The 19867-nt window shown below is 38.3% G+C and carries 22 protein-coding genes; 8 read left to right on the top strand and 14 right to left on the bottom strand.

Features of this window, described 5'->3' with window-relative positions; genetic code table 11:
- The first annotated feature begins 2 nt into the window (after positions 1–2).
- Complete coding sequence (locus MED217_RS10330; RefSeq protein ID WP_009780462.1) at positions 3–407, top strand: OsmC family protein; 405 nt, start codon at positions 3–5, stop codon at positions 405–407.
- A 114-nt stretch (positions 408–521) separates the two neighbouring features.
- Here the strand turns inward: MED217_RS10330 and rplT are convergent, their stop codons facing one another.
- The 10 genes from rplT to MED217_RS10280 all read right to left on the bottom strand — a co-directional run bounded on the left by rplT (position 522) and on the right by MED217_RS10280 (position 10119).
- Positions 522–866 carry a 50S ribosomal protein L20 gene (gene rplT, locus MED217_RS10325; RefSeq protein WP_009780461.1) on the bottom strand — a complete coding sequence of 115 codons (345 nt, stop codon included), beginning with the start codon at positions 864–866 and terminating at the stop codon, positions 522–524.
- Between the two features lie 110 nt (positions 867–976).
- On the bottom strand, positions 977–1174 hold the full coding sequence (gene rpmI / locus MED217_RS10320) for a 50S ribosomal protein L35 (RefSeq protein WP_009780460.1): 198 nt from the start codon (positions 1172–1174) through the stop codon (positions 977–979).
- 117 nt (positions 1175–1291) lie between these two features.
- On the bottom strand, positions 1292–1843 hold the full coding sequence (gene infC, locus MED217_RS10315; RefSeq protein WP_088124385.1) for a translation initiation factor IF-3: 552 nt from the start codon (positions 1841–1843) through the stop codon (positions 1292–1294).
- Positions 1844–1865: 22 nt separating this feature from the next.
- Positions 1866–3812: a threonine--tRNA ligase gene (gene thrS / locus MED217_RS10310; protein WP_009780458.1), complete on the bottom strand. Its 1947-nt coding sequence runs from the start codon at positions 3810–3812 to the stop codon at positions 1866–1868.
- Between the two features lie 136 nt (positions 3813–3948).
- Positions 3949–5289, bottom strand: coding sequence for a DUF58 domain-containing protein (locus MED217_RS10305; RefSeq protein WP_009780457.1), 1341 nt, complete (start codon positions 5287–5289; stop codon positions 3949–3951).
- Positions 5289–6332, bottom strand: coding sequence for an AAA family ATPase (locus MED217_RS10300; RefSeq protein ID WP_009780456.1), 1044 nt, complete (start codon positions 6330–6332; stop codon positions 5289–5291). Before MED217_RS10300 ends, MED217_RS10305 begins: the two co-directional genes overlap by 1 nt.
- A gap of 2 nt (positions 6333–6334) precedes the next feature.
- Entirely contained in the window at positions 6335–7555 is a 1221-nt protein-coding gene (locus MED217_RS10295) for a DUF4350 domain-containing protein (RefSeq protein ID WP_009780455.1), read from the bottom strand.
- Entirely contained in the window at positions 7552–8295 is a 744-nt protein-coding gene (locus MED217_RS10290; RefSeq protein ID WP_009780454.1) for a DUF4129 domain-containing protein, read from the bottom strand. The genes MED217_RS10295 and MED217_RS10290 overlap by 4 nt, the downstream gene beginning before the upstream one ends.
- Positions 8295–9152, bottom strand: coding sequence for a YciC family protein (locus MED217_RS10285; RefSeq protein WP_009780453.1), 858 nt, complete (start codon positions 9150–9152; stop codon positions 8295–8297). Before MED217_RS10285 ends, MED217_RS10290 begins: the two co-directional genes overlap by 1 nt.
- Entirely contained in the window at positions 9130–10119 is a 990-nt protein-coding gene (locus tag MED217_RS10280; protein WP_009780452.1) for a stage II sporulation protein M, read from the bottom strand. Before MED217_RS10280 ends, MED217_RS10285 begins: the two co-directional genes overlap by 23 nt.
- Before the next feature lie 174 nt (positions 10120–10293).
- On the opposite strand from MED217_RS10280, the gene MED217_RS10275 reads away from it, so the two are divergent.
- From MED217_RS10275 to MED217_RS10265, 3 genes are read left to right on the top strand one after another with little or no spacing between them, the layout of a single operon-like run.
- Complete coding sequence (locus MED217_RS10275; protein WP_009780451.1) at positions 10294–11016, top strand: RDD family protein; 723 nt, start codon at positions 10294–10296, stop codon at positions 11014–11016.
- Positions 11016–11636: a trimeric intracellular cation channel family protein gene (locus MED217_RS10270; protein WP_009780450.1), complete on the top strand. Its 621-nt coding sequence runs from the start codon at positions 11016–11018 to the stop codon at positions 11634–11636. Before MED217_RS10275 ends, MED217_RS10270 begins: the two co-directional genes overlap by 1 nt.
- A 43-nt stretch (positions 11637–11679) precedes the next feature.
- On the top strand, positions 11680–12225 hold the full coding sequence (locus MED217_RS10265; protein ID WP_009780449.1) for a pyridoxamine 5'-phosphate oxidase family protein: 546 nt from the start codon (positions 11680–11682) through the stop codon (positions 12223–12225).
- Here MED217_RS10265 and MED217_RS10260 read toward each other — a convergent pair.
- On the bottom strand, positions 12222–12947 hold the full coding sequence (locus tag MED217_RS10260) for a peptidylprolyl isomerase (protein WP_009780448.1): 726 nt from the start codon (positions 12945–12947) through the stop codon (positions 12222–12224). The two genes, MED217_RS10265 and MED217_RS10260, sit on opposite strands and share 4 nt — an antisense overlap.
- A 2-nt stretch (positions 12948–12949) precedes the next feature.
- Here MED217_RS10260 and MED217_RS10255 point away from each other — a divergent pair, with 2 nt between their 5' ends.
- The 4 genes from MED217_RS10255 to MED217_RS10240 all read left to right on the top strand — a co-directional run bounded on the left by MED217_RS10255 (position 12950) and on the right by MED217_RS10240 (position 18424).
- Positions 12950–13591, top strand: coding sequence for an NUDIX hydrolase (locus MED217_RS10255; RefSeq protein ID WP_009780447.1), 642 nt, complete (start codon positions 12950–12952; stop codon positions 13589–13591).
- 70 nt (positions 13592–13661) lie between these two features.
- Positions 13662–14477, top strand: coding sequence for a lysophospholipid acyltransferase family protein (locus tag MED217_RS10250; RefSeq protein ID WP_009780446.1), 816 nt, complete (start codon positions 13662–13664; stop codon positions 14475–14477).
- Between the two features lie 178 nt (positions 14478–14655).
- Positions 14656–15594, top strand: coding sequence for a serine hydrolase (locus tag MED217_RS10245; RefSeq protein WP_009780445.1), 939 nt, complete (start codon positions 14656–14658; stop codon positions 15592–15594).
- Between the two features lie 58 nt (positions 15595–15652).
- Positions 15653–18424, top strand: coding sequence for an NTP/NDP exchange transporter (locus MED217_RS10240; protein ID WP_050759325.1), 2772 nt, complete (start codon positions 15653–15655; stop codon positions 18422–18424).
- On the opposite strand, the gene MED217_RS10235 is transcribed toward MED217_RS10240, so the two are convergent.
- From MED217_RS10235 to MED217_RS10225, 3 genes are read right to left on the bottom strand one after another with little or no spacing between them, the layout of a single operon-like run.
- Positions 18421–18873, bottom strand: coding sequence for a MarR family winged helix-turn-helix transcriptional regulator (locus tag MED217_RS10235; RefSeq protein ID WP_009780443.1), 453 nt, complete (start codon positions 18871–18873; stop codon positions 18421–18423). The genes MED217_RS10240 and MED217_RS10235 overlap by 4 nt on opposite strands.
- The gene (locus tag MED217_RS10230) at positions 18874–19347 is read right to left on the bottom strand and encodes a glutathione peroxidase (protein ID WP_009780442.1); all 474 of its coding nucleotides are present in this window, start codon (positions 19345–19347) and stop codon (positions 18874–18876) included.
- Complete coding sequence (locus MED217_RS10225) at positions 19347–19772, bottom strand: DoxX family protein (protein WP_009780441.1); 426 nt, start codon at positions 19770–19772, stop codon at positions 19347–19349. The genes MED217_RS10230 and MED217_RS10225 overlap by 1 nt, the downstream gene beginning before the upstream one ends.
- Positions 19773–19867 lie beyond the last annotated feature (95 nt).

The following is a 19867-nucleotide window of genomic DNA, read 5'->3' as shown; positions in this document are numbered from 1 at the left end:
TTATGACGAGTAAAGTGATTTATCTTGGTGATTTGCGTACCGAATGTGAACACGTGAAATCTGGTGACAAATTCATAACTGATGCTCCTACTGATAATAATGGAAAAGGAGAAGCTTTCTCGCCCACAGATACGGTAGCGACTGCATTAGCTAGTTGTATGCTTACAGTGATGGGGATTAAGGCGAAGCAGATGAAAGGCGTTGAACTTAAAGGTTCGACTGCAGAAGTTACCAAAATAATGAAGGCAGAGCCTAGAAGAATTGCAAGGGTAGAAATTAAACTCAATTTACAAGGAGTGCAGACTGAAAAGGAAAAGAAAATTTTGGAGAACACTGCAAAAACTTGCCCTGTGTTGAACAGTCTTCATCCAGATATGGAAAAGGAAATCATTTTTAATTGGAAGTAAGAAAGGTAAATTATTGAATCCTTTAACGCTGATATTAAAAAATAGAAAAGCCCGATCGAATTGATCGGGCTTTTCATTTCTAAGCGGAGTATTGTTTAATTAGGCGTTATAGCCTTATTTTACTTTATTTACGATTGCTTCAAAAGCTTCTGGGTGATTCATTGCTAAATCTGCAAGTACCTTACGGTTAAGTTCGATGTTTGCAGCTTTAACTTTACCCATAAACTGAGAGTAAGACATCCCGTGCATACGAGCACCCGCATTGATACGAGTAATCCATAATGTACGGAAATTTCTTTTCTTTTGACGACGGTCACGGTATGCATAAAGCATAGCCTTTTCCACCGCATTTTTAGCAACTGTGTAGACGTTTTTACGTCTTCCAAAGTAACCTTTGGCTTGCTTCATTACCTTTTTTCTTCGGGCTCTAGAAGCAACTGAATTTACTGATCTTGGCATAATTTAATTGTTTTTGTAGCAGGCGGGTGACAAGCACCACTTTCAAAACTCTTATATTTTTGGTTTTGCCCAACTCCAGGGTTTATAAAATAATTTAACCGGTTACGTGCTTATTTAAGACGTAACATAATTTTCACGTTATTCTCGTCAGCTTTGTGTACCAAAGTATCGTGAGTTAACGCTAGCTTACGTTTCTTAGACTTTTTAGTCAAGATGTGACTCTTAAACGCGTGCTTTCTTTTGATTTTACCAGTACCTGTAAGCTTAAAACGCTTTTTAGCACTGCCTTTTGTTTTCATTTTAGGCATAATTCCTAGTTTATTTAATTATTCCGCTTATTGCTGTTTGTATGATTTTTATAAATCAAAACAATCCCGGCCTTTTAAAAAAGGTCGGGATTTATATTTTATCAAGTCTAAGGACTTCTATTTACTCTTTTTAGGAGCCATAAACATAATCATACGTTTACCCTCCAATTTTGGCATTTGCTCAACTTTACCATACTCTTCAAGATCCTGTGCTAAACGTAGCAATAAAATCTGACCTTGATCTTTATATATTATTGAACGCCCTTTAAAAAATACATACGCTTTTAATTTTGCTCCTTCTTCTAAGAACTTAATCGCGTGTTTCTTTTTAAACTCGTAGTCGTGATCGTCTGTGTTAGGACCAAATCTTATTTCTTTTACAACAACTTTAGACGCTTTTGCCTTAATGGCTTTTTCACGTTTCTTTTGCTCGTAAACAAACTTTTTGTAGTCCATTACCTTGCAAACTGGAGGATTTGCATTTGGTGAAATCTCCACCAAATCAAGCTCCAATTCTTGAGCGATTTCCAGTGCTTTACTGGTAGGATAAATATCCATTTCTACATTATCGCCAACAAGGCGCACCTCACGTGCACGAATTTTTTGGTTGATATTGTGTTGGTCTTGCTTTTGGACTCTTGCTGGTCCTCTTGATCTTTTTCTACGTATTGCTATGGCTATAAAATTTTAATTAAACTTCAAACTTTTTTAATGTCTGAGCGATTTCGGCTTCAATAATTTTGGCAAAATCTGCAACGGTCATTGTTCCTAAATCCTCTCCACCATGTTTACGTACAGAAACCGTACCATCATTAGCTTCTTTCTCACCAATAATTAACATGTAAGGAGTTTTTTGCATTTCTGCTTCTCTAATTTTTCTCCCCATGGTTTCTCCACGATCATCAATCGTGGCGCGAACATCGTGATTCTCGAGCAAAGTTAATACATTTTGCGCGTAATTCTCATAGTTTTCACTGAGTGTTAACACTGTAGCTTGTTCAGGCATAAGCCATAATGGGAAATTTCCACCGGTATGCTCCAACAATATGGCTACAAAACGCTCCATACTTCCAAAAGGTGCACGGTGAATCATAACCGGACGATGTTCTTCATTATCACTGCCTTTATAAGCAAGTTCAAAACGCTCAGGAAGGTTATAATCTACTTGAATGGTTCCTAACTGCCAACTGCGACCTAAGGCATCCTTTACCATAAAATCTAGTTTAGGTCCGTAGAATGCAGCTTCTCCGGTTTCTACAACATAGTTTAAACCTTTAGCCTTTGCTGCATTGATAATCGCATTTTCGGCTTTTGCCCAATTTTCGTCAGTACCAATATATTTTTCTTTATTCTCAGGGTCTCTTAAAGAAACTTGAGCAGTAAAGTTTTCAAAACCTAATGAACCAAAAACATAAAGAACAAGATCGATCACTTTCATAAATTCATCATCCAGTTGATCTGGAGTACAGAAAATATGTGCGTCATCTTGCGTAAATCCACGTACTCGTGTAAGTCCGTGTAATTCACCGCTTTGCTCATAGCGGTATACCGTACCAAATTCTGCAAAGCGCTTAGGTAAGTCTCTATAACTCCACTGCGTGGCATTGAAAATCTCGCAGTGGTGTGGGCAGTTCATAGGTTTTAGTAAAAACTCTTCACCTTCTGCCGGAGTAGTAATAGGCTGAAAACTGTCTTCTCCATATTTTGCATAATGCCCAGAAGTTACATAAAGCTCTTTCTGGCCAATGTGTGGAGAAACGACCATCTCGTAACCTGCTTTTTTCTGAGCAGCTTTTAAAAAGTTTTCTAAGCGTTCACGCAAAGCGGCACCTTTAGGCAGCCATAATGGCAGACCTTGACCAACTTTTTGCGAAAAAGTAAAAAGCTGAAGCTCTTTTCCTAGTTTTCTATGATCGCGTTTTTTTGCTTCTTCAAGTAATTCTAAATATTCTTTTAAATCTTTTTGCTTCGGAAATGAAATTCCATAAACACGCGTAAGCTGCGGTTTGTTTTCATCTCCTCTCCAATATGCTCCCGCAACACTCATCAATTTTACCGCTTTTACAAAGCCGGTGTTTGGCAGGTGCCCACCACGACATAAATCTGTAAAGGTATCGTGATCGCAGAAGGTGATCGTACCGTCTTCCAGGTTCTCGATCAATTCTACTTTATAAGGATTGTCTTGCTTCTTGTACATCTCAAGCGCATCTGCTTTAGATACACTGCGCATTGAGAATTCGTGCTTTCCGCGAGCGATTTCAAGCATTTTATTTTCGATCTTCTTGAAATCATTCTCACTAAGCGAACGGTCTCCCAGATCTACATCATAATAAAATCCTTTATCTATCGCAGGTCCTATAGTGAGTTTTACACCAGGATATAATTCTTCTAACGCCTGTGCAAGTATATGCGCCGAAGAATGCCAAAAGGCTTTTTTACCTTCATCATCATTCCAAGTAAACAATACCAGTGCGCCATCCTCGGTAAGTGGCGTGGTAATTTCAATAGTTTTATTATTGTATTTGGCAGAAATAACATTGCGGGCAAGTCCGGCACTTATGCTGTTTGCAACATCAAAAGGCGTTGTTCCGCTTTCAAATTCTTTTACACTGCCATCTGGCAAAGTAACTTGGATCATAGTAAAAATTTAGGCTGCAAAGATAAGGGGTTTCAGTAGAAAATAGGATAGGAGTAAATCAAAAATTTACAAGCTATTTTTTAGTCTAAAAAGTGTAAGATGATTTCTTAAAAAGTAATTGTTCTTTCAAACCGGTTTACAGTATACCACGTGCTTTAATCTCGAGATATTTGTTGATGGTATTTACAGTCAAATCTTTCGGTTTAGTAAGAACCGCTTGAATTCCGTTTCTTTCAAGTTCTTTAACCATAAGTTTTTTCTCATAATCCATCTTTTGAGCAATCGTCTTATGATAGATTTCCGGTGTGTTTTGCGCTTTTTTAGCAATTAGATCTTCAAGTTCTGTATTTTCAAAAAAGATAACAACTAAAACATGTTTTCGCGAAATACCTTTGAGATAAGGCAATTGGCGCTGCATTGCGCTGCTATGTTCAAAATTAGTGTACAACAGCAGGAGGCTGCGATGCGTGATTTTACGTTTTACTTCGGCATAAAGTCTTCCAAAATCACTGTCTAAAAAGTTTGTAGAGATGGAGTAAAGTACCTCAAGAATAGTATTTAAATGTGTTTTTTTACTACTTGCAGAAAGATGATTGTGTATGGTATTGCTGAAGGTTAACAATCCGGTTTTATCGTTTTTTTTCAAAGCGATATTACTAAAGGCAAGCGAACTGTTTATCGCATAATCGAGTAGGGTAAGGCCATTAAAAGGCATTTTCATTACCCGGCTGGCATCGATGATCGAGTAAACCGGTTGCGATTTTTCATCTTGAAACTGATTGATCATCAGTTCTGCGCGTTTTGCTGTTGCCTTCCAGTTTATGGTGCGCACATCATCTCCACTCACGTATTCTTTAATTTGCTCAAACTCCATCGTGTGACCGATGCGTCTGATTTTTTTGAGACCAAATTGTGTCAGCTTATTGTCAATAGCCAGAAAAGCATATTTCTTCATTTGAATAAATGAAGGATATACTTTGACCTCTTGATCTTTGCCAAAGGTAAACCTGCGTTTGGCAAGTTTTAATGGAGAGGAAATGTAAATATTAAGACGTCCAAAAGTATAGACCCCACGTTCTACAGGTCTTAGTTGATAGTTTAATATGGCTTTTCCGCGGGGCGGAATGCTTCCGATTTTTAAAAAATCTCGTTTTTGAAATTGAACAGGAATCTCATCAATCACAGAAAAACGTGTATTGAAGCTGTACTTGCTTTGAATTTCTAAGGGAACTTCATTAAGATCACTATTAGAAAATTTCTCGGGAAGTTTTCGCGAAGCGCTAACTGCGTCTTTTTTTCTGAAAAGAATGATCACATCATACAGGAAAGCAATACTCAGGAAAAAGGCACCTAAGAGAGCAATGCTGAAAAGGCTGTGCCACCAATAGGAAAAAAGAAACAGCACAATAAGGGCAGCGAGTATAAAAAATACACGCTTGCCGAGATATAAGTGTTTTATGAAGTTGATGATGCGCACTAACGAGGGACTTCAACAGATTGAACTAGCATGTCGATCACTGTTTCCGGTGTCATACCTTCCATTTCTCGTTCTGGGGAGAGAATCACACGATGCCGCATAACCGGAGTTACTGATCGCTTTACATCTTCAGGAGTTACAAAATCTCTACCGGCAATCGCGGCGAATGCTTTTGCAGCATTCATAATCGACAACGAAGCACGAGGAGATCCACCTAAATATAAATGCGGATGGGTACGTGATTTGACTGTAATCGATGCGATGTAATTAAGGATTTTTTCTTCTACAAGAATCTTACGGGTTTGTTCACGGTATTCTTGAAGTTTCTCTGGAGACAGCACACTATTGATCGCTTCGGCTTGTGTGCCCGTACGTTCGTTTTGTGATTTTAGAATCTCGATCTCGTCTTCAAGGTCGGGATAATTCACTTTGATCTTAAATAAGAAACGGTCAAGCTGTGCTTCTGGCAGGGCGTAAGTTCCTTCTTGCTCAATAGGGTTTTGAGTGGCCAAAACCATAAAGGGTTTTTCTAGATCATAACGATGCCCGTCGATAGTGATCTGGCGTTCTTCCATCACTTCAAAAAGTGCTGCTTGTGTCTTTGCCGGCGCGCGGTTAATCTCATCAATAAGCACAATGTTTGAAAAAATAGGTCCGTGTTTAAACTCAAAATCACTGGTTTTCATATTTAATACCGAAGTTCCCAAGACGTCACTGGGCATTAAATCTGGTGTGAATTGTATTCGGCTAAAACCGGTACTTAAGGTTTTTGCAAAAAGTTTTGCTGTAACTGTCTTTGCAATTCCCGGTACACCTTCGATCAAAACGTGACCATCAGAAAGCAAGGCAACGATCAATAGTTCTATAAACTCGTGCTGCCCCACGATTACTTTAGCCAATTCAGCTTTTAAAGCAGCTACGTTATCACGTAACTCTTCTAGCGGAATTCTGCTCTGAAACTCTAAATTCTCTGAAGTTTCATCTGTGGAATCCTGTGGTGTATTTAGATTTTGGTTTTCAGGTTCTTTATGTTCGTCTTCCATAATTAATGGGTGTTTTTAAAATTTTCTATAAGCGTATTCAGCTTTATAAGTTCGTCTTCGCTCACTTCAGCCTTCTGTCGTATCAGGACCATGTAATCTATGAGTGTTTTTATTTGATTTTGATCTCTGCCACTTTTTGCACTTAGCTTTTCTATGAATTCAAGATTCAAACGTTCTGTAGCTAACGAATAGGAGCTCCTAATATATTCCAGCAGATGATTGATTTGATGCATCGCAATTTGCCTGTTGTCCTTTTTGTCAAGATACATTCCGGCAATAGTTCTGGTGTAATCTAAGGTCTTGTTGGGTAACGGTTTTATAATAGGAATGCTGCGTTGTTTTCTTTTACCTTCAAAAACTACCCAAAGCAAAGCAGCGAGTGCAAGCAAATACCAAGACCATTTGAGGTATTTATTGGTCAAGATAAGTTGCAATGGTGAAACAGCATACGATTTACTGTTTTTATAATATTGATCAAAATAAACCTTTCCTTGTTGTGGGAGGTAAGACAAGACTTTTGCTGTGTAATTAGCGTTAAGACTGTCTAACATGAAAACATTGGTAAAAGCTTCTGGAAAAGTATGTAAAATCACCGTTCCTTCTTTGTAAGGTGTTTTTATAAAGTTGATTTTAGGCTTTTTGATCTGCGAAGAATCATCGTCTCGTATTAAATCAAATTCACCAAGTACTGTAGTTCTAAGGGTGTCGATTTCATCAAAATAAACCGTTCCTACATCCTTGTTAAGGCGGAAGGGACGCGCTGCTTTCAACCGTGGATTTGTGAAATTCACTAGAGGTCTTTTCTTCAGATTAGCGGTCTCGCTGTAATAACTGAGGTTTAACCAAAGGCTGTCTAAAATTGTTTGACTTATAGATTTAGCCGAAACAAAAAGGGTGTTTCCTTCACCTACCCATTGTAGTATTTTATTGCTTTCTGAAGCATCGTTATATACGTTTCCGTTAACGAAAAAATAAGAGCTTCCTTTAGGAATCGTAGTGTCTAGCAAAAACTCAAAAGGCGGAATGTTGACTTCCTCAATTCTTTCTGCGTCGATAACCTCAGGAAGCTGCTCATAGAAAACATAGGTTCCAAAAGGAATTTTATCCTGTTTTCCATAACCCGGAAACCAATTTATAGGCTCGGGTTGTGAAGCTTCAGCTAAAATTAGAACTGCAAGAAATGCAATTAAAACTCCGGCCATTATCTTATAGCGCTTGCTCATAGACTCGAAGTTGTTTTTTTGAATTCTTGTTCTGCCTTTGAAAAGGCGTTTTGACTTACTTCAAAATTACCATACCAGATAAAATCATAAATACGCGTGAGTCTGGTAAAATCTGTGCGCAGTACCTCGTTTTTAATCTCGTAAACATAGTCGGCATTTGTTTTTTGTACTTGCCAGTCGATGATGTCTTTTTGTGCCAGTTTTTGTAGTAAGAGTAAATAATAAAAGCGCACCGCAAGGCGATAATTTTGCGCTTTTAGGGCAGCATCTATGAGCTCTTGAATATTTTGAGTCTCAATGATCTCTTGTTCATCAGAAAGTATAACCTTATTTAAACTGTCTTTTTTAAGCGGTGATCCGGCGAGATCTATACGCATAAACAACCACACGAGTAAACCTACAACCGCAAGAATGATCAAATAGGGTAGGGCAGAAACTAAAAAGCCTAAAATACCTGTGGCTTCGCTTCCTTGTAAAATCCATTCAATAAAAGAAGACCAAAGATCGTTTAACCAGGTTTTAAAACGTGTCCAAATAGTATCTGGCGGAACAAAAGCTACATAATCAAAGGAGTCATCTTGCCGATATTCATCGATGGCTTGTTCATCAAAATAAACCGGAGCCACCTGGCTATCGTCATAGATTATTTGCTTTTCTGTTGCGGTAGAATCACCCGGGGTTTGAGCAAAACCTGCAAAAGAAAAAAAACAAACGAGTATGTAAATTAGTTTTTTGATCATTAATGGTCAGAACCAATACTTTCAATGGCTTCAAAAGTACCGGTTTGGTTTTTCTTTTCATTCAGATTGTAATAAATGAAAGCGACAGCCACGGCAAAAATCCCTGCCAAAATATATTGTACTGCCGAAGAAAGCACGCTTAGTGAAACGTAAACCCAATCAAACATACTAGACATGTCGCCTTGTGAGATCGTCTCAGCCGAAAGAAATCCTTTGGCAACACTGTAAATGATTACCGGCAGTGAAAACACAATATTCGCGATATAAAGCAAAAGACCAAGGACAAACATTGTCGCAAAGGTGATCCACCATTCGTTTTTTATAAGTTTAAAACTGTCTGAAATAGAGTCTCCCACAGCTTTATTTTCAAATACAAGTATGGCCCAGGTTAGTGATAAAGGTACAGCAACGTAAACACCGGGTAAGAAGCAAAGCATCATACCAAAAGAAATCATAATTACGATTAAAAAGGTAAGTCCGGTTAAGCTCCCCAGATCGGCTCTCACATGTGTTTTAAGTTCGTCTTGATCCACCGTGCCTTGATGATCTATATATAATTTGATGTAGTTCAAAACGGTCCCGTAAAGTACACCATAATAAAAAAACATCGCAATAAACATGGCAAGGGCAGGTAGAAAGAAGCTTACAAAACTAAAAGACCCGTTATCAAGTATTGAAATATCTGTAGTAACGCCGGTGTAATATGCCGAAATACCTATCAATATCAAAAATGGAATAGCAGCATTACGCAAAAGCGCTTTAAATAAAGGTTTGTATTCTAGCCGAATGAATTTAAAAGTATCTGTAATGATGTCGCCTAACTCGCGTTGTTTTTTAAAGGTAATCAGTTCTTTCATCTAAAGCGTGTAGTTGTTTTTTATAACGTATTCTAGGGTATACGACGTAGTAAAATAAAATTAGTAACAAAGAAATTGAGATAATTAAGATCGCTAACCAATCGGGCATTTCGGTATGACGGGTGACAAATCCTTCGAGAAAACCGGCAATGATAAAAAACGGAATCGTACTCACCACGATTTTTAAGCCGTCTTTCATACCGCGTTTAAAAGACTCGAGCCGCGAATACGTGCCTGGAAATAAAATTCCATTTCCTAGAACCAAGCCCGCGGCACCGGCAATAATAATAACCGAAATCTCAATGGTACCGTGTATCCATATCGTGCGCATAGACTCCCAAAGCAAGCCTTTATCGTAGAAGAAATATTGAAAGGAACCCAGCATTATTCCGTTTTGCATCATAATATAAAGCGAGCCTAAACTCAATAGAATTCCGAAAATAAATGCCATTAAGGCTACCTTAATATTGTTTACCGTAATCCCCATAAACATTTCGACCTCATTCATTTCTTTATACACGCGCATCGGGTCATTATCGGCAATATTCTCAAGAGTCATATTAACATAGGCATCACCAAGAATGGTACGTACATAAGCGCCGTCTGTAGCAGCGCTGTAAGCACCTACAATGCAAAACAGGGCAAAAACTAAAAAAGAAATCAAAAGCTGTCTCTGATAGTTGAACATCAGCAACGGAAACTCTTCAGTAAAAAAAGTGATAAAGCGGGTACTGGATTCGCGCTTGGTTTTATAAATTTTTTGATGGGATTGTGAAGCGAGATGATTTAAGTATTGCGTGGTTTTACTTTGCGGATAAAAGGTCTTGGCAAAACTTAAATGATCTGTAACTTCAAGATATAAAGCTGAAAGTTCGTCTGGTGATAAATCTATTTGATTCCCAGACAGAACGTTTTCAAATCTTATCCATTTGTCCTTATTTTGCTTCACGAAAGCCGCCTCGCGCATATACTGAAATATTGAAATCTCACCAAAATTGCGGTAGTACCGTTTTTAGTGAGGGGTATCGTTCAAAGATAAAAGAATAGTAGATTATGCAAAGTTATTTCTCTGCGTAATTTTATATTGAGGCCATCTTAAACGTATTTTAAACCTCGTTTACCGAGTAAAGAAAGCAATTTAATGGATAATTTTCAAATAGAAACTGCACAAAACGTGAGCATTCAGCAGCAAGTTGCAGGAATTGGTGATCGTATTTTAGGCTACTTGATAGACCTTTTGATTTTAGGTGCATACTGGATCGCCTCTATCTATTTGCTTTCTGCCTTCGGCTTGGATTCTAATACAAATGGATCGATCAATATCTACTTTATGCTTATCGGGATTCCTTCATTTCTATACTTTTTATTGTTAGAATCCTTTTGGGACGGGCGTACTCCGGGAAAAGCAGCTTTAGGTTTACGGGTGGTTAAAATTGACGGATCAAAACCAGGCTTCGGTAGTTACTTTGTGCGCTGGTTGATGCGTACAATAGACATCACTCTTACCTCTGGCGGAGTAGCTGTTTTTACCATTCTTTTAAATGGAAAAGGGCAACGTTTAGGAGATATCGCTGCCGGAACTACCGTAATCACAGAGCGTAAAAAAGTGCAATTGAGTCATACTATTCTAGAGACAATTGAAGAAGATTATGTGCCAAAATATCCTCAGGTCACTGTTTTTACTGATGCCGATATGCAAAAAATAAAAACGATCTACACCGAGGCACGCAGATTTGGTAAGCATAATGTTATCCTTAAACTGAGTCAAAAGTTGTCAACTACGATGCAAGTAACACCTGAAGAAACTCCGTTAAGTTTTGTTGATCGCGTACTCAAAGATTATAATTACTATACTCAGGAGTAATGGAAAATATTGCAAGCATAATAGACATTTTAGGGACTATTGCTTTTGCGATTTCCGGGGTGATCACTGCGACTAAAAAACGCATGGATCTTTTTGGGATTCTTATAATTGCTACAGTAACCTCAGTGGGTGGTGGTACTTTGCGAGACTTGTTAATTGGGAAATCTCCGGTGTCTTGGTTGCTTGATTCGACTTTTGTCTACATCATTGTTTTAACCACAATCGTAGGTATAATCTTCAGAAAGCAGTTACGCTACGTACGCCGCTCTTTATTTTTGTTTGATACCATAGGGATTGCGCTGTATACGGTGACTGGTGTAGAAATTGCCTTACTCATCAATCTTGATCCGGTAATTTGTGTAGCCTTGGGTACCATAACCGCTTGTTTTGGCGGTGTGATACGCGATATTCTATGTAATGAAATCCCGGTGATTTTTAGAAAGGAAATTTATGCGAGTGCTTGTATCGCAGGAGGAGCGCTGTATGTAATATTACATCATTATGGTATAGCTCCCGGAATTAATGCCATTCTTTCAGGGCTTTTGGTCGTAATTATACGTACGCTTGCGGTTATCTATGAGGTTCAATTACCCTCAATTTATAGCAAGTCAGAACTGTAACAGACTACGCATTACTTTTGTAGTTTTATAAAAACATCGAGTCATGGGCAAAAAGCTTCCGCAACTTACGCAGGCATTACAAGATTTTATAAAGCAGCAAAAAATATTCTTTGTAGGCACCGCCGCTGCAAAAGGGCGCGTGAATATTTCGCCTAAAGGAATGGATACTTTTTATGTACTAAATGATCAGGAAGTACTTTGGCTTAATCTTACCGGAAGCGGAAATGAGACCGCAGCGCATATGCTAGAAAATTCACGCATGACGATTATGTTTTGCTCTTTTGAGAAAAATCCACTTATTCTACGTTTATATGGCGAGGCTGAAGTGTTTCACGAGCGCGATCAAGCATTTTCAGAATACATCAACTATTTTGAGGAAACAGCAGGCTCCAGACAAATCTTCAAACTGAACATTGACCTTGTTCAAACTTCTTGCGGTTTTGGTGTTCCATTTATGGACTATAAAGGGGAGCGCGAAACGCTGAAAGTTTGGGCAGAACAAAAAGGAGAAAGTGGCATCAAAGAATATTGGACCGATAAAAACCAAACCAGTTTAGATGGGTTAGAAACCGGGATTTTTAAGGATTAATCCAGCAACTTCACTTCGAGATAGACATTTTTAATTGGCCATTCGTTATCATCGGTCTTCAGTTTATTGATTTCGTCAACTACGTCCATTCCGCTGGTAACACGACCAAAAACCGTATGTTCTCCATCCAAGTGATGCGCGCCACGCTCAGGAACGACAATAAACCATTCAAAAGGAGACGAAGCGTCACTAATATTTTGCTCTAGATATTTTGCTGCAGAAAACGCTCCACGCACGTGAGTGTGATTTGGGCTAGCTTCATTGGGAATTAAATAATTTCCTATACGCTGGCGTTTTTTGGGAGTTTCATAACCGTCACTGTTTCCGCCTTGCACAACAAAATCTATTGCGTTACGATGAATCATCGTATCATCAAAATAGCCTTGCTTTACTAGCAGCACAAAATTAGCACGATGCAAAGGAGTATCTCTATAAAGCTGAATGTCTATATCTCCAAACTCTGTAGAAATTCGAGCTCGTGTCTCCGGATTGTTTTTACCGTATTCGGTTAAAAACGGAATTAACTCTGCCTGAGACTCGATTATTGATCCGGCTTTTTTCTTTAAACGCTCATTTTCTGCCTTTGCTTTTTGCTCAGGAGTGCTATCTATTACTTTTTCAACGGTTTGCGATTCCTCAGGTTTTTCTTTTGTTTTTTTATCTTCACAACCGGCTGCTATCAGCATTAAAAAACTAAGGAATAAGTAAACAGAAGTACGCATATATGCAGTTTGATGAGTTTTTAAAAAGAATGCCAAAATTAAGCAATTTGCAATTACTTGGGCAAGAGGCGCAATTTGAAATGGCTCCTGATGAACGCATTCGCGCATTGAGTGAAATGGATATTGAGGCAAAAAAACCGCGTTGGGCCGGAGTAATGGCGGTCTTTTATCCTAATGCTGAAGGAGAGACTACTCTGGTGCTTATTTTGAGAAAGACCTATAAAGGAGTACATAGTAATCAAGTAGGATTTCCTGGTGGTAAAGCCGAAACTGTTGACCAAAGCATTAAACATACAGCCTTAAGGGAAACTGAAGAAGAGGTTGGTCTCGCGCAAAGTGAAATAGAAGTGGTGAAAAAACTCACTAAACTTTATATACCACCAAGTAATTTCTGGGTTCAGCCGTTTATAGGATATGTAAAAGAAACTCCGCGTTTTATTAAAGAAGAAGCTGAAGTAGAGGCAATTTTAGAAGTCTCGCTGAAACAATTTTTAGATGATAAAAGTGTGATTACACAGCGTATTGACACTTCCTACGGCACGATGCTCAATGTCCCGGCTTTCTATCTCGCAGAGCACGTAGTTTGGGGAGCGACAGCTATGATGTTGAGTGAGGTAAAATGGGCGCTTCAACAATTAGATTAAGTTTGAGGAGTAGAATTTGAAGTATTAATTTTATATTCCGCAATAATCAGCATATTACAGAACATAACTTATGGCAATTTTTAAAACCAATCCCTTTGGGCATTACGACTTCATTAAGAAGTGGTTAATCCGCGTCGCCGGTGTGATGTCGCACAGGCGCTACCGTGGTTTTAATGCGCTGCAAATAGAAGGCTCAGAAATTATTAAAGATTTACCGGAGACCAATGTGCTGTTTGTATCCAATCACCAGACTTATTTTGCAGATGTGGTTGCGATGTTTCACGTGTTTAACGCCAGCTTGAGTGGGAGAGTAGATAGCATAAAAAATGTGGGCTATTTATGGCAGCCCAAATTGAATATTTATTACGTGGCGGCAAGTGAGACCATGCGTAGCGGCTTATTACCGCGTATTATGGCTTATGCCGGTGCTGTTTCAGTAAGTCGTACCTGGCGCTCAAAAGGGAAAGAAATTGACCGTCCCGTAAACTTAAGTGATACCGAAAATATAGGAATTGCTCTCCATGACGGTTGGGTGATTACTTTTCCGCAAGGCACCACAAAACCTTGGAAACCTATTAGAAAAGGTACCGCGCACATTATAAAACAGTACAAGCCTGTTGTGGTTCCAATTGTAATTGATGGTTTTAGAAGATCTTTTGATAAAAAGGGCATTCGTATCAAAAAACGTGGAATTCTTCAAACCATGGAAATCAAAAAACCTCTGGATATCGATTATCAAAATGATAGTGTCGAAGATATTGTAGAGATGATAGAATATGCGATCGAGCAACATCCATCTTTTTTAAAAGTAATACCCCAAGAAGAGCTTCAAAAAGAAGAAGAGCTCAATCAAACGCGACGCTGGGGCTATCAGGGTGATTCTTAGTTTTTGACTATAGTTTTACAAAAAGTTGTCTTTTAACATTTCTTTGGCATAGCGCTTGCAACTATTTAAAGTAAAGAATGTTAAATGTTGAATTTGTGTTGATTTTTCTTTAACCTTTGCATACTATTAATGTAAACTTTGCGTTAAAGCCCAAAATCAATCAGACCCAAAATTGTTTATGAGAAAACTAAGTTTAGCCCTAATATTGCTAGTAGTAGCAATAACTTCAAAAATAAATGCTCAAGAACTTCCCTTCAAAGAATGTGTAGATGCACCGCTCGAAGATTTCAATAGTTCTGTATTAACCTCACAACTATACAATCAGATCTCAAAAGACCCTACGATGAAGCGTCTTGTAGATCAAAAACGTATGGCAGTGGGTATCGTAAGTCTTGATGATCCTAATGCGATTCAGTATGCTGGTCTTAATGGTGAAGAAATGATGTATGCTGCGAGCTTACCTAAGATCGCTATTTTGCTTTCGGCGATGGATGCTATTGAAAAAGGTGAGTTGAAAGAAACAGCAGAAATCAAAAAAGACATGTGGTTGATGATTAGTAAATCAAACAACCAGGCTAGTACGCGTATGATCGATCGTTTAGGCTACGATAAAATTTCTAGTGTACTTACCAGTGACCGTTATAAGTTATACGATCAGAACAAAGGTGGTGGTCTTTGGGTAGGAAAACGCTATGCGGCTGCCGGAGAGCGTAGACCTGATCCTATGAAAGGTTTAAGTCACGCCGCAACTGCAGAGCAAGTTTGTAGATTTTATTACAAATTAGTAACCGGAAAATTGGTTAGCCCAGAGCGTTCTAAAGCGATGCTTGATATTATGGAGAATCCTTCGCTTCATCACAAGTTTGTAAACACGCTAGAGCGTATTGCACCTAATGCGCGTTTGTTTAGAAAATCGGGTTCTTGGAAGCAATATCACTCAGACTCTATTCTTGTATGGGGAGATAATGGTCGCAGATATATTTTAGTAGCTCTTGTTGAAGATCCTAATGGAGAACAAATTATAAGAAATTTAGTATTTCCTGTAGAAAAAGCTATTCAAAAATCTCGAACTTTACTTGCAAGTGCTACAAAGGGTGCTGGCAATGTAGGTGATTAGAAAATTTCTTAAAAAGACGTTTAATATAAGAGATGGTGAGATAACCATCTCTTTTTTCATGCAGTTATACGTCTTTTTGATTATAACCATTCTTCTAATTGTAAAACCTACGGTAAATGCCTTATTCATTAAGGGCTTAGGTGCCGATAATTTAGCTTTTGGTTATTTACTTATTGCAGCTACAGCAATTGTTACGTCTTACTTTTACAATCAAGCGGTACGGCGCTATTCGCTGAGACGCATCATTATTGTGTCTCTGGTATTTTTTGCTTTAGCATTTATTTTGTTGTGCATATTATATAAAGTAAATGCTATTGGTGGTGCGGTACTTTATACGTTTTATGTAATTAGCGGAATTTTCGCCGTGCTTACCACGAGTCAGTTTTGGTTACTGGCAAATATGGTTTTCAATGCACGTGAAGCCAAACGTTTGTTTGGGTTTATTGGTTCTGGAGCAATTGCAGGTGGAATTTTTGGTGGTTACCTAACCACATTGCTCGTACCTTTAATTGGTAACGGAAATATGTTACTGGTCGCCGCCTTATTTATAATTGCATGTATCCCGCTTCTTAGCTTAATTTATAAAAAAGGCTATGTAAGCAGAGGTTCGGTATCTATAGGATCGCAAAAGATTTTAGGAGATACTGCGTTCAAAATTTTATTAAAATCAAAGCACTTAACCTTTCTCGCGTTAATCATCGGTTTAGGAGTTATTGTAGCAAAGCTTGTTGATTATCAATTCAGTGATTTTGCAAGTAAAGCGATACCTGATGCCGATCAATTAGCATCCTTTTTTGGGTTTTGGTTTTCAACATTCAATCTAGTTTCTTTAGGGATTCAATTATTTCTAACCAATAGAGTTGTAGAAAAGTTAGGAGTTAATAGTTCGTTACTAATTCTTCCATTGGGAATTGCGTTAGGCTCTTTACTGTTTTTGACATTCCCAGAACTTTGGGTGCTCATTATCATAAAAGGTTTAGACGGAAGTTTAAAACAGTCGGTAAATAAAGCAGCGACAGAACTTGCCATGGTTCCTGTATCTCTGGAGGTTAAAAACCGCACAAAATCATTCATTGATGTCGTAGTAGACAGTGTAGCTACGGGAATTGCGGGTTGCTTGTTGATCTTTGTTATCAAGGGATTATCACTTTCTTCAAATTATGTGACGGTAATCATTCTATTTTTAATTTTAGTTTGGATTGTCGGAATTTTCAAAGTGCGAGAATCTTATTTTAAAAGTTTTAGACAGAGCCTGAAACAAGCCGTACAAGTTTCTGGCGGAACAAAACGTAAACGGAAGTCGCCCCTTGAGATAGGAAGGCGTATTCTAAGCGAAGGAGATCCTGATCAGATTGCAAATTATCTCGATCATTTGAATCCTAGAAATGCCAAGATACTGAAGGATAAAATTATTCCTTTATTAGAGCACGATAATGATGCCGTTAAGATTGCAGCAATCAATCAATTGTATCATTACCCAGAAGGTACTGCGCTTGAAGCCGTGCGTAATATGGTACATTTAAAAGATGATGATGTTGTTTTTGCGGCGATGAATTATCTAATTCTGCATACCTCGCTTAACGATAGCCGAATCTTTGACAGCTATCTTAATCATAGTAGTGATTATATCGCTCACGCAGCTTTATTGTGCCTTGCCAAAGAGTCACAGCGTAATAAAAAGATCGCTGCACGATATAATTTAGAATTGCGCATTGAGCTGTGGCTGGCAGAGCTTGAACTTCCAGACAGTGATCACAGGCCCGAGGAATTGGCTTTTTTACTCAAGTCAATTGGCTATGCAAAAATACCTCAGTTTTATTCCTTTATTTCGGCCAACTTCAATAATAGAAATCCGCTTATTGTAAGTCAGGCGATTATTGCTGCCGGTATCTCTAAAGAACCGATGTTTATTGACGCACTTATCGAGTTTATCACGGTAAAACAATATCGTAAAGATGCAATCGCTGCGCTTATTGATTATGGAGAAGCAATAAGCGAAATTCTTTTGGCTCGAGAGGCAGAGAAAAGAATAAGAAACAGTGCTAAAAAATACATTCCTACGGTTATTCAGACTTTTGAGACACAGGCTTCAGTACGTATTTTATTACGGCTCTTGCAAAGTCGTGATAACCTCATCAGGCGTGCTTCAGCAAAATCGCTTTACAAATTGAAAGGGAAGAATCCTAAGCTTAACTTTTTTCCAAAAACGGTTTTCAGGCAATTACTGCATTTTACATTTGAGTATCGAGATATCGTGAGCAGTAAAAAAGTGATTAGAAATAATTTTAAGGCGGAAGCGTATAAACGTCTGCCAGAAGATGATCATACCGAATTGATTCAGGCTCGGGAAGGACTTCTCGAAGTTCTGGATAGACAACTGAAATTACGGGTAGAAACTATTTTTCAAATGCTTGCCGTGTATTATGATCGTAAAGATCTTGATGTAGCGTATAAAGGGTTTTTAAGTGAAGATCGAGATACCCGTGCCAACGCTATAGAATTTTTAGATAACATTCTTTCACCAAAACTGAAGCATAGCCTTTTACCCTTATTAGAACTAGCGATCATTGAGGATGCAGATGTATATCACGAGATTTTAGAAGACGATGACATCAGCTTTAATAAAGCGCTTATTAAACTCATTGAAGTGGGGGATGGTAATTTACGACTGCCCGTGATCTATTTGATTCAGTTTTTGGGAGATACTTCCTTCTTACCACTGTTAGCCGAATTGAAGATCACCGCAAAAAACAGAGATGTGCGTTCTTTTGCGTCTTTAGCTTTAAAGAAATTACAGCCTTCACTTATCGAAACGCAAAAGCATAGCTAAGCAGTTTTTTCTTTTAAAACATCGATCAATTTATACAGTGTTTGATGAAAATTTTCTAAGTTTTTAGGTTCTAGTGTTGTGTCTTCAAACAAAGCAGTTATTTGCTGTGGAATGCAAAGCGCCTCTTTTTTTAGGTCAATCCCTTTTTGAGTGAGCGCAACGGTAACCACACGTTCATCTTTGCTAGAGCGCGTACGTTGTAAAAGCTTTTTTTGTTCTAAACGTTTGAGCAGGGGAGTAAGCGTATTAGATTCTAAAAGCAAGCAATTACCTATTGCATTTACAGTTTGTTGATCATTTTCCCACAGCACCATAAGCACCAAATATTGTGGATAGGTGAGCTCTAGAGCTTTGAGTATTGGCGCATAAAGCTTTGTGGTAAGTCTTGACGCTGCATAAAGCGGAAAACAAAACTGATTTTTAAGATGTAATACTGAAGCATCTTCCATTTAAAGTAGCTTTTTTATCGATGCTTCCATCTTTTCAGGCTTGGTTATTGGAGCGAATCGTTTTACCGGATTCCCTTTTTTATCAAGGAGAAACTTGGTGAAGTTCCATTTGATTTTACTGCCTAAGATACCTCCTAATTCAGATTTTAAGTATTTGAAAATAGGATGTGTATTGCTTCCATTTACTTCAATTTTGTCAAACATGGTAAAGCTAACCCCATAGTTTACTTGACAAAACTCACTTATCTCTTCAGCTGCACCGGGTTCTTGATTACCAAATTGATTACAAGGAAATCCAAGGATTACGAGTCCGTCGTCTTTGTATTTTTGGTATAAGCTTTCCAGCCCCTCATATTGCGGGGTTAAGCCGCATTTACTTGCAGTGTTTACCACAATTACCGTTTTTCCTTTAAAGGTAGCCATAGGAATAGTGTTCCCTTGAAGCGTTTTTGCTTCTAAATCATAAAAATGCATTAGTCTTTGTTTTTAAGGTTTTTGAGATAAGTGAGGGCACCGGTTGACCATAAAGCCCATATGATTAGTATCGGCTGAAAAAATAGGCGAATGAGTCGTTTTTGATCGGTATCTAATCCAAAGGCATCAATGCCATTGGTGTATTGCGAAATATTACCGGGAAATATGAGCACATAGAAAATCGCTAGAATCAAACCGACTTTAATACGGTGTTTTGTAAGAAAGATCATCGAAAGACCGAGCAGAATTTCGGTAACTCCTGATGCCAAAACTACAAAATCTATAAAAGCAGGATCGTCAGGCAGCCATCGCGGGACTTGAGCTTGAAACTCCTGCCGTTGAAAGGTTAGATGACCAATTCCGGCCAAGGCCATCAAAGCACCTAGAATAATTCTAAAGACTTTTTGGGTAATAGTGTATTTCATAATATATCTTTTACGATTAAATCGCACACGATGTAAATGTAGCTATTTATCAGATGACAAAGGTTAAAGCCGATATAAAAAAACCGACAGTTACA

It is taken from the genome of Leeuwenhoekiella blandensis MED217, from assembly GCF_000152985.1.
In the GTDB taxonomy this organism is placed as follows: Bacteria; Bacteroidota; Bacteroidia; order Flavobacteriales; family Flavobacteriaceae; genus Leeuwenhoekiella; species Leeuwenhoekiella blandensis.
The sequence above is the reverse complement of the archived record's forward strand: the minus strand, read 5'-3'. Positions and strand labels throughout refer to the sequence as shown.

Bases quoted from the DNA above. Each gene is read 5' to 3' on its own strand.
- MED217_RS10275 (WP_009780451.1), top strand. From the start codon at position 10,294: ATGGATAATTTTCAAATAGAAACTGCACAAAACGTGAGCATTCAGCAG.
- MED217_RS10330 (WP_009780462.1), top strand. From the start codon at position 3: ATGACGAGTAAAGTGATTTATCTTGGTGATTTGCGTACCGAATGTGAA.
- MED217_RS10245 (WP_009780445.1), top strand. From the start codon at position 14,656: ATGAGAAAACTAAGTTTAGCCCTAATATTGCTAGTAGTAGCAATAACT.
- MED217_RS10230 (WP_009780442.1), bottom strand. From the start codon at position 19,347: ATGCATTTTTATGATTTAGAAGCAAAAACGCTTCAAGGGAACACTATT.
- MED217_RS10280 (WP_009780452.1), bottom strand. From the start codon at position 10,119: ATGCGCGAGGCGGCTTTCGTGAAGCAAAATAAGGACAAATGGATAAGA.
- MED217_RS10300 (WP_009780456.1), bottom strand. From the start codon at position 6,332: ATGGAAGACGAACATAAAGAACCTGAAAACCAAAATCTAAATACACCA.
- MED217_RS10255 (WP_009780447.1), top strand. From the start codon at position 12,950: ATGCAGTTTGATGAGTTTTTAAAAAGAATGCCAAAATTAAGCAATTTG.
- MED217_RS10260 (WP_009780448.1), bottom strand. From the start codon at position 12,947: ATGCGTACTTCTGTTTACTTATTCCTTAGTTTTTTAATGCTGATAGCA.
- MED217_RS10295 (WP_009780455.1), bottom strand. From the start codon at position 7,555: ATGAGCAAGCGCTATAAGATAATGGCCGGAGTTTTAATTGCATTTCTT.
- MED217_RS10265 (WP_009780449.1), top strand. From the start codon at position 11,680: ATGGGCAAAAAGCTTCCGCAACTTACGCAGGCATTACAAGATTTTATA.
- rpmI (WP_009780460.1), bottom strand. From the start codon at position 1,174: ATGCCTAAAATGAAAACAAAAGGCAGTGCTAAAAAGCGTTTTAAGCTT.
- rplT (WP_009780461.1), bottom strand. From the start codon at position 866: ATGCCAAGATCAGTAAATTCAGTTGCTTCTAGAGCCCGAAGAAAAAAG.
- MED217_RS10285 (WP_009780453.1), bottom strand. From the start codon at position 9,152: ATGAAAGAACTGATTACCTTTAAAAAACAACGCGAGTTAGGCGACATC.
- MED217_RS10250 (WP_009780446.1), top strand. From the start codon at position 13,662: ATGGCAATTTTTAAAACCAATCCCTTTGGGCATTACGACTTCATTAAG.
- thrS (WP_009780458.1), bottom strand. From the start codon at position 3,812: ATGATCCAAGTTACTTTGCCAGATGGCAGTGTAAAAGAATTTGAAAGC.
- MED217_RS10270 (WP_009780450.1), top strand. From the start codon at position 11,016: ATGGAAAATATTGCAAGCATAATAGACATTTTAGGGACTATTGCTTTT.
- MED217_RS10235 (WP_009780443.1), bottom strand. From the start codon at position 18,873: ATGGAAGATGCTTCAGTATTACATCTTAAAAATCAGTTTTGTTTTCCG.
- MED217_RS10225 (WP_009780441.1), bottom strand. From the start codon at position 19,772: ATGAAATACACTATTACCCAAAAAGTCTTTAGAATTATTCTAGGTGCT.
- MED217_RS10290 (WP_009780454.1), bottom strand. From the start codon at position 8,295: ATGATCAAAAAACTAATTTACATACTCGTTTGTTTTTTTTCTTTTGCA.
- MED217_RS10240 (WP_050759325.1), top strand. From the start codon at position 15,653: ATGCAGTTATACGTCTTTTTGATTATAACCATTCTTCTAATTGTAAAA.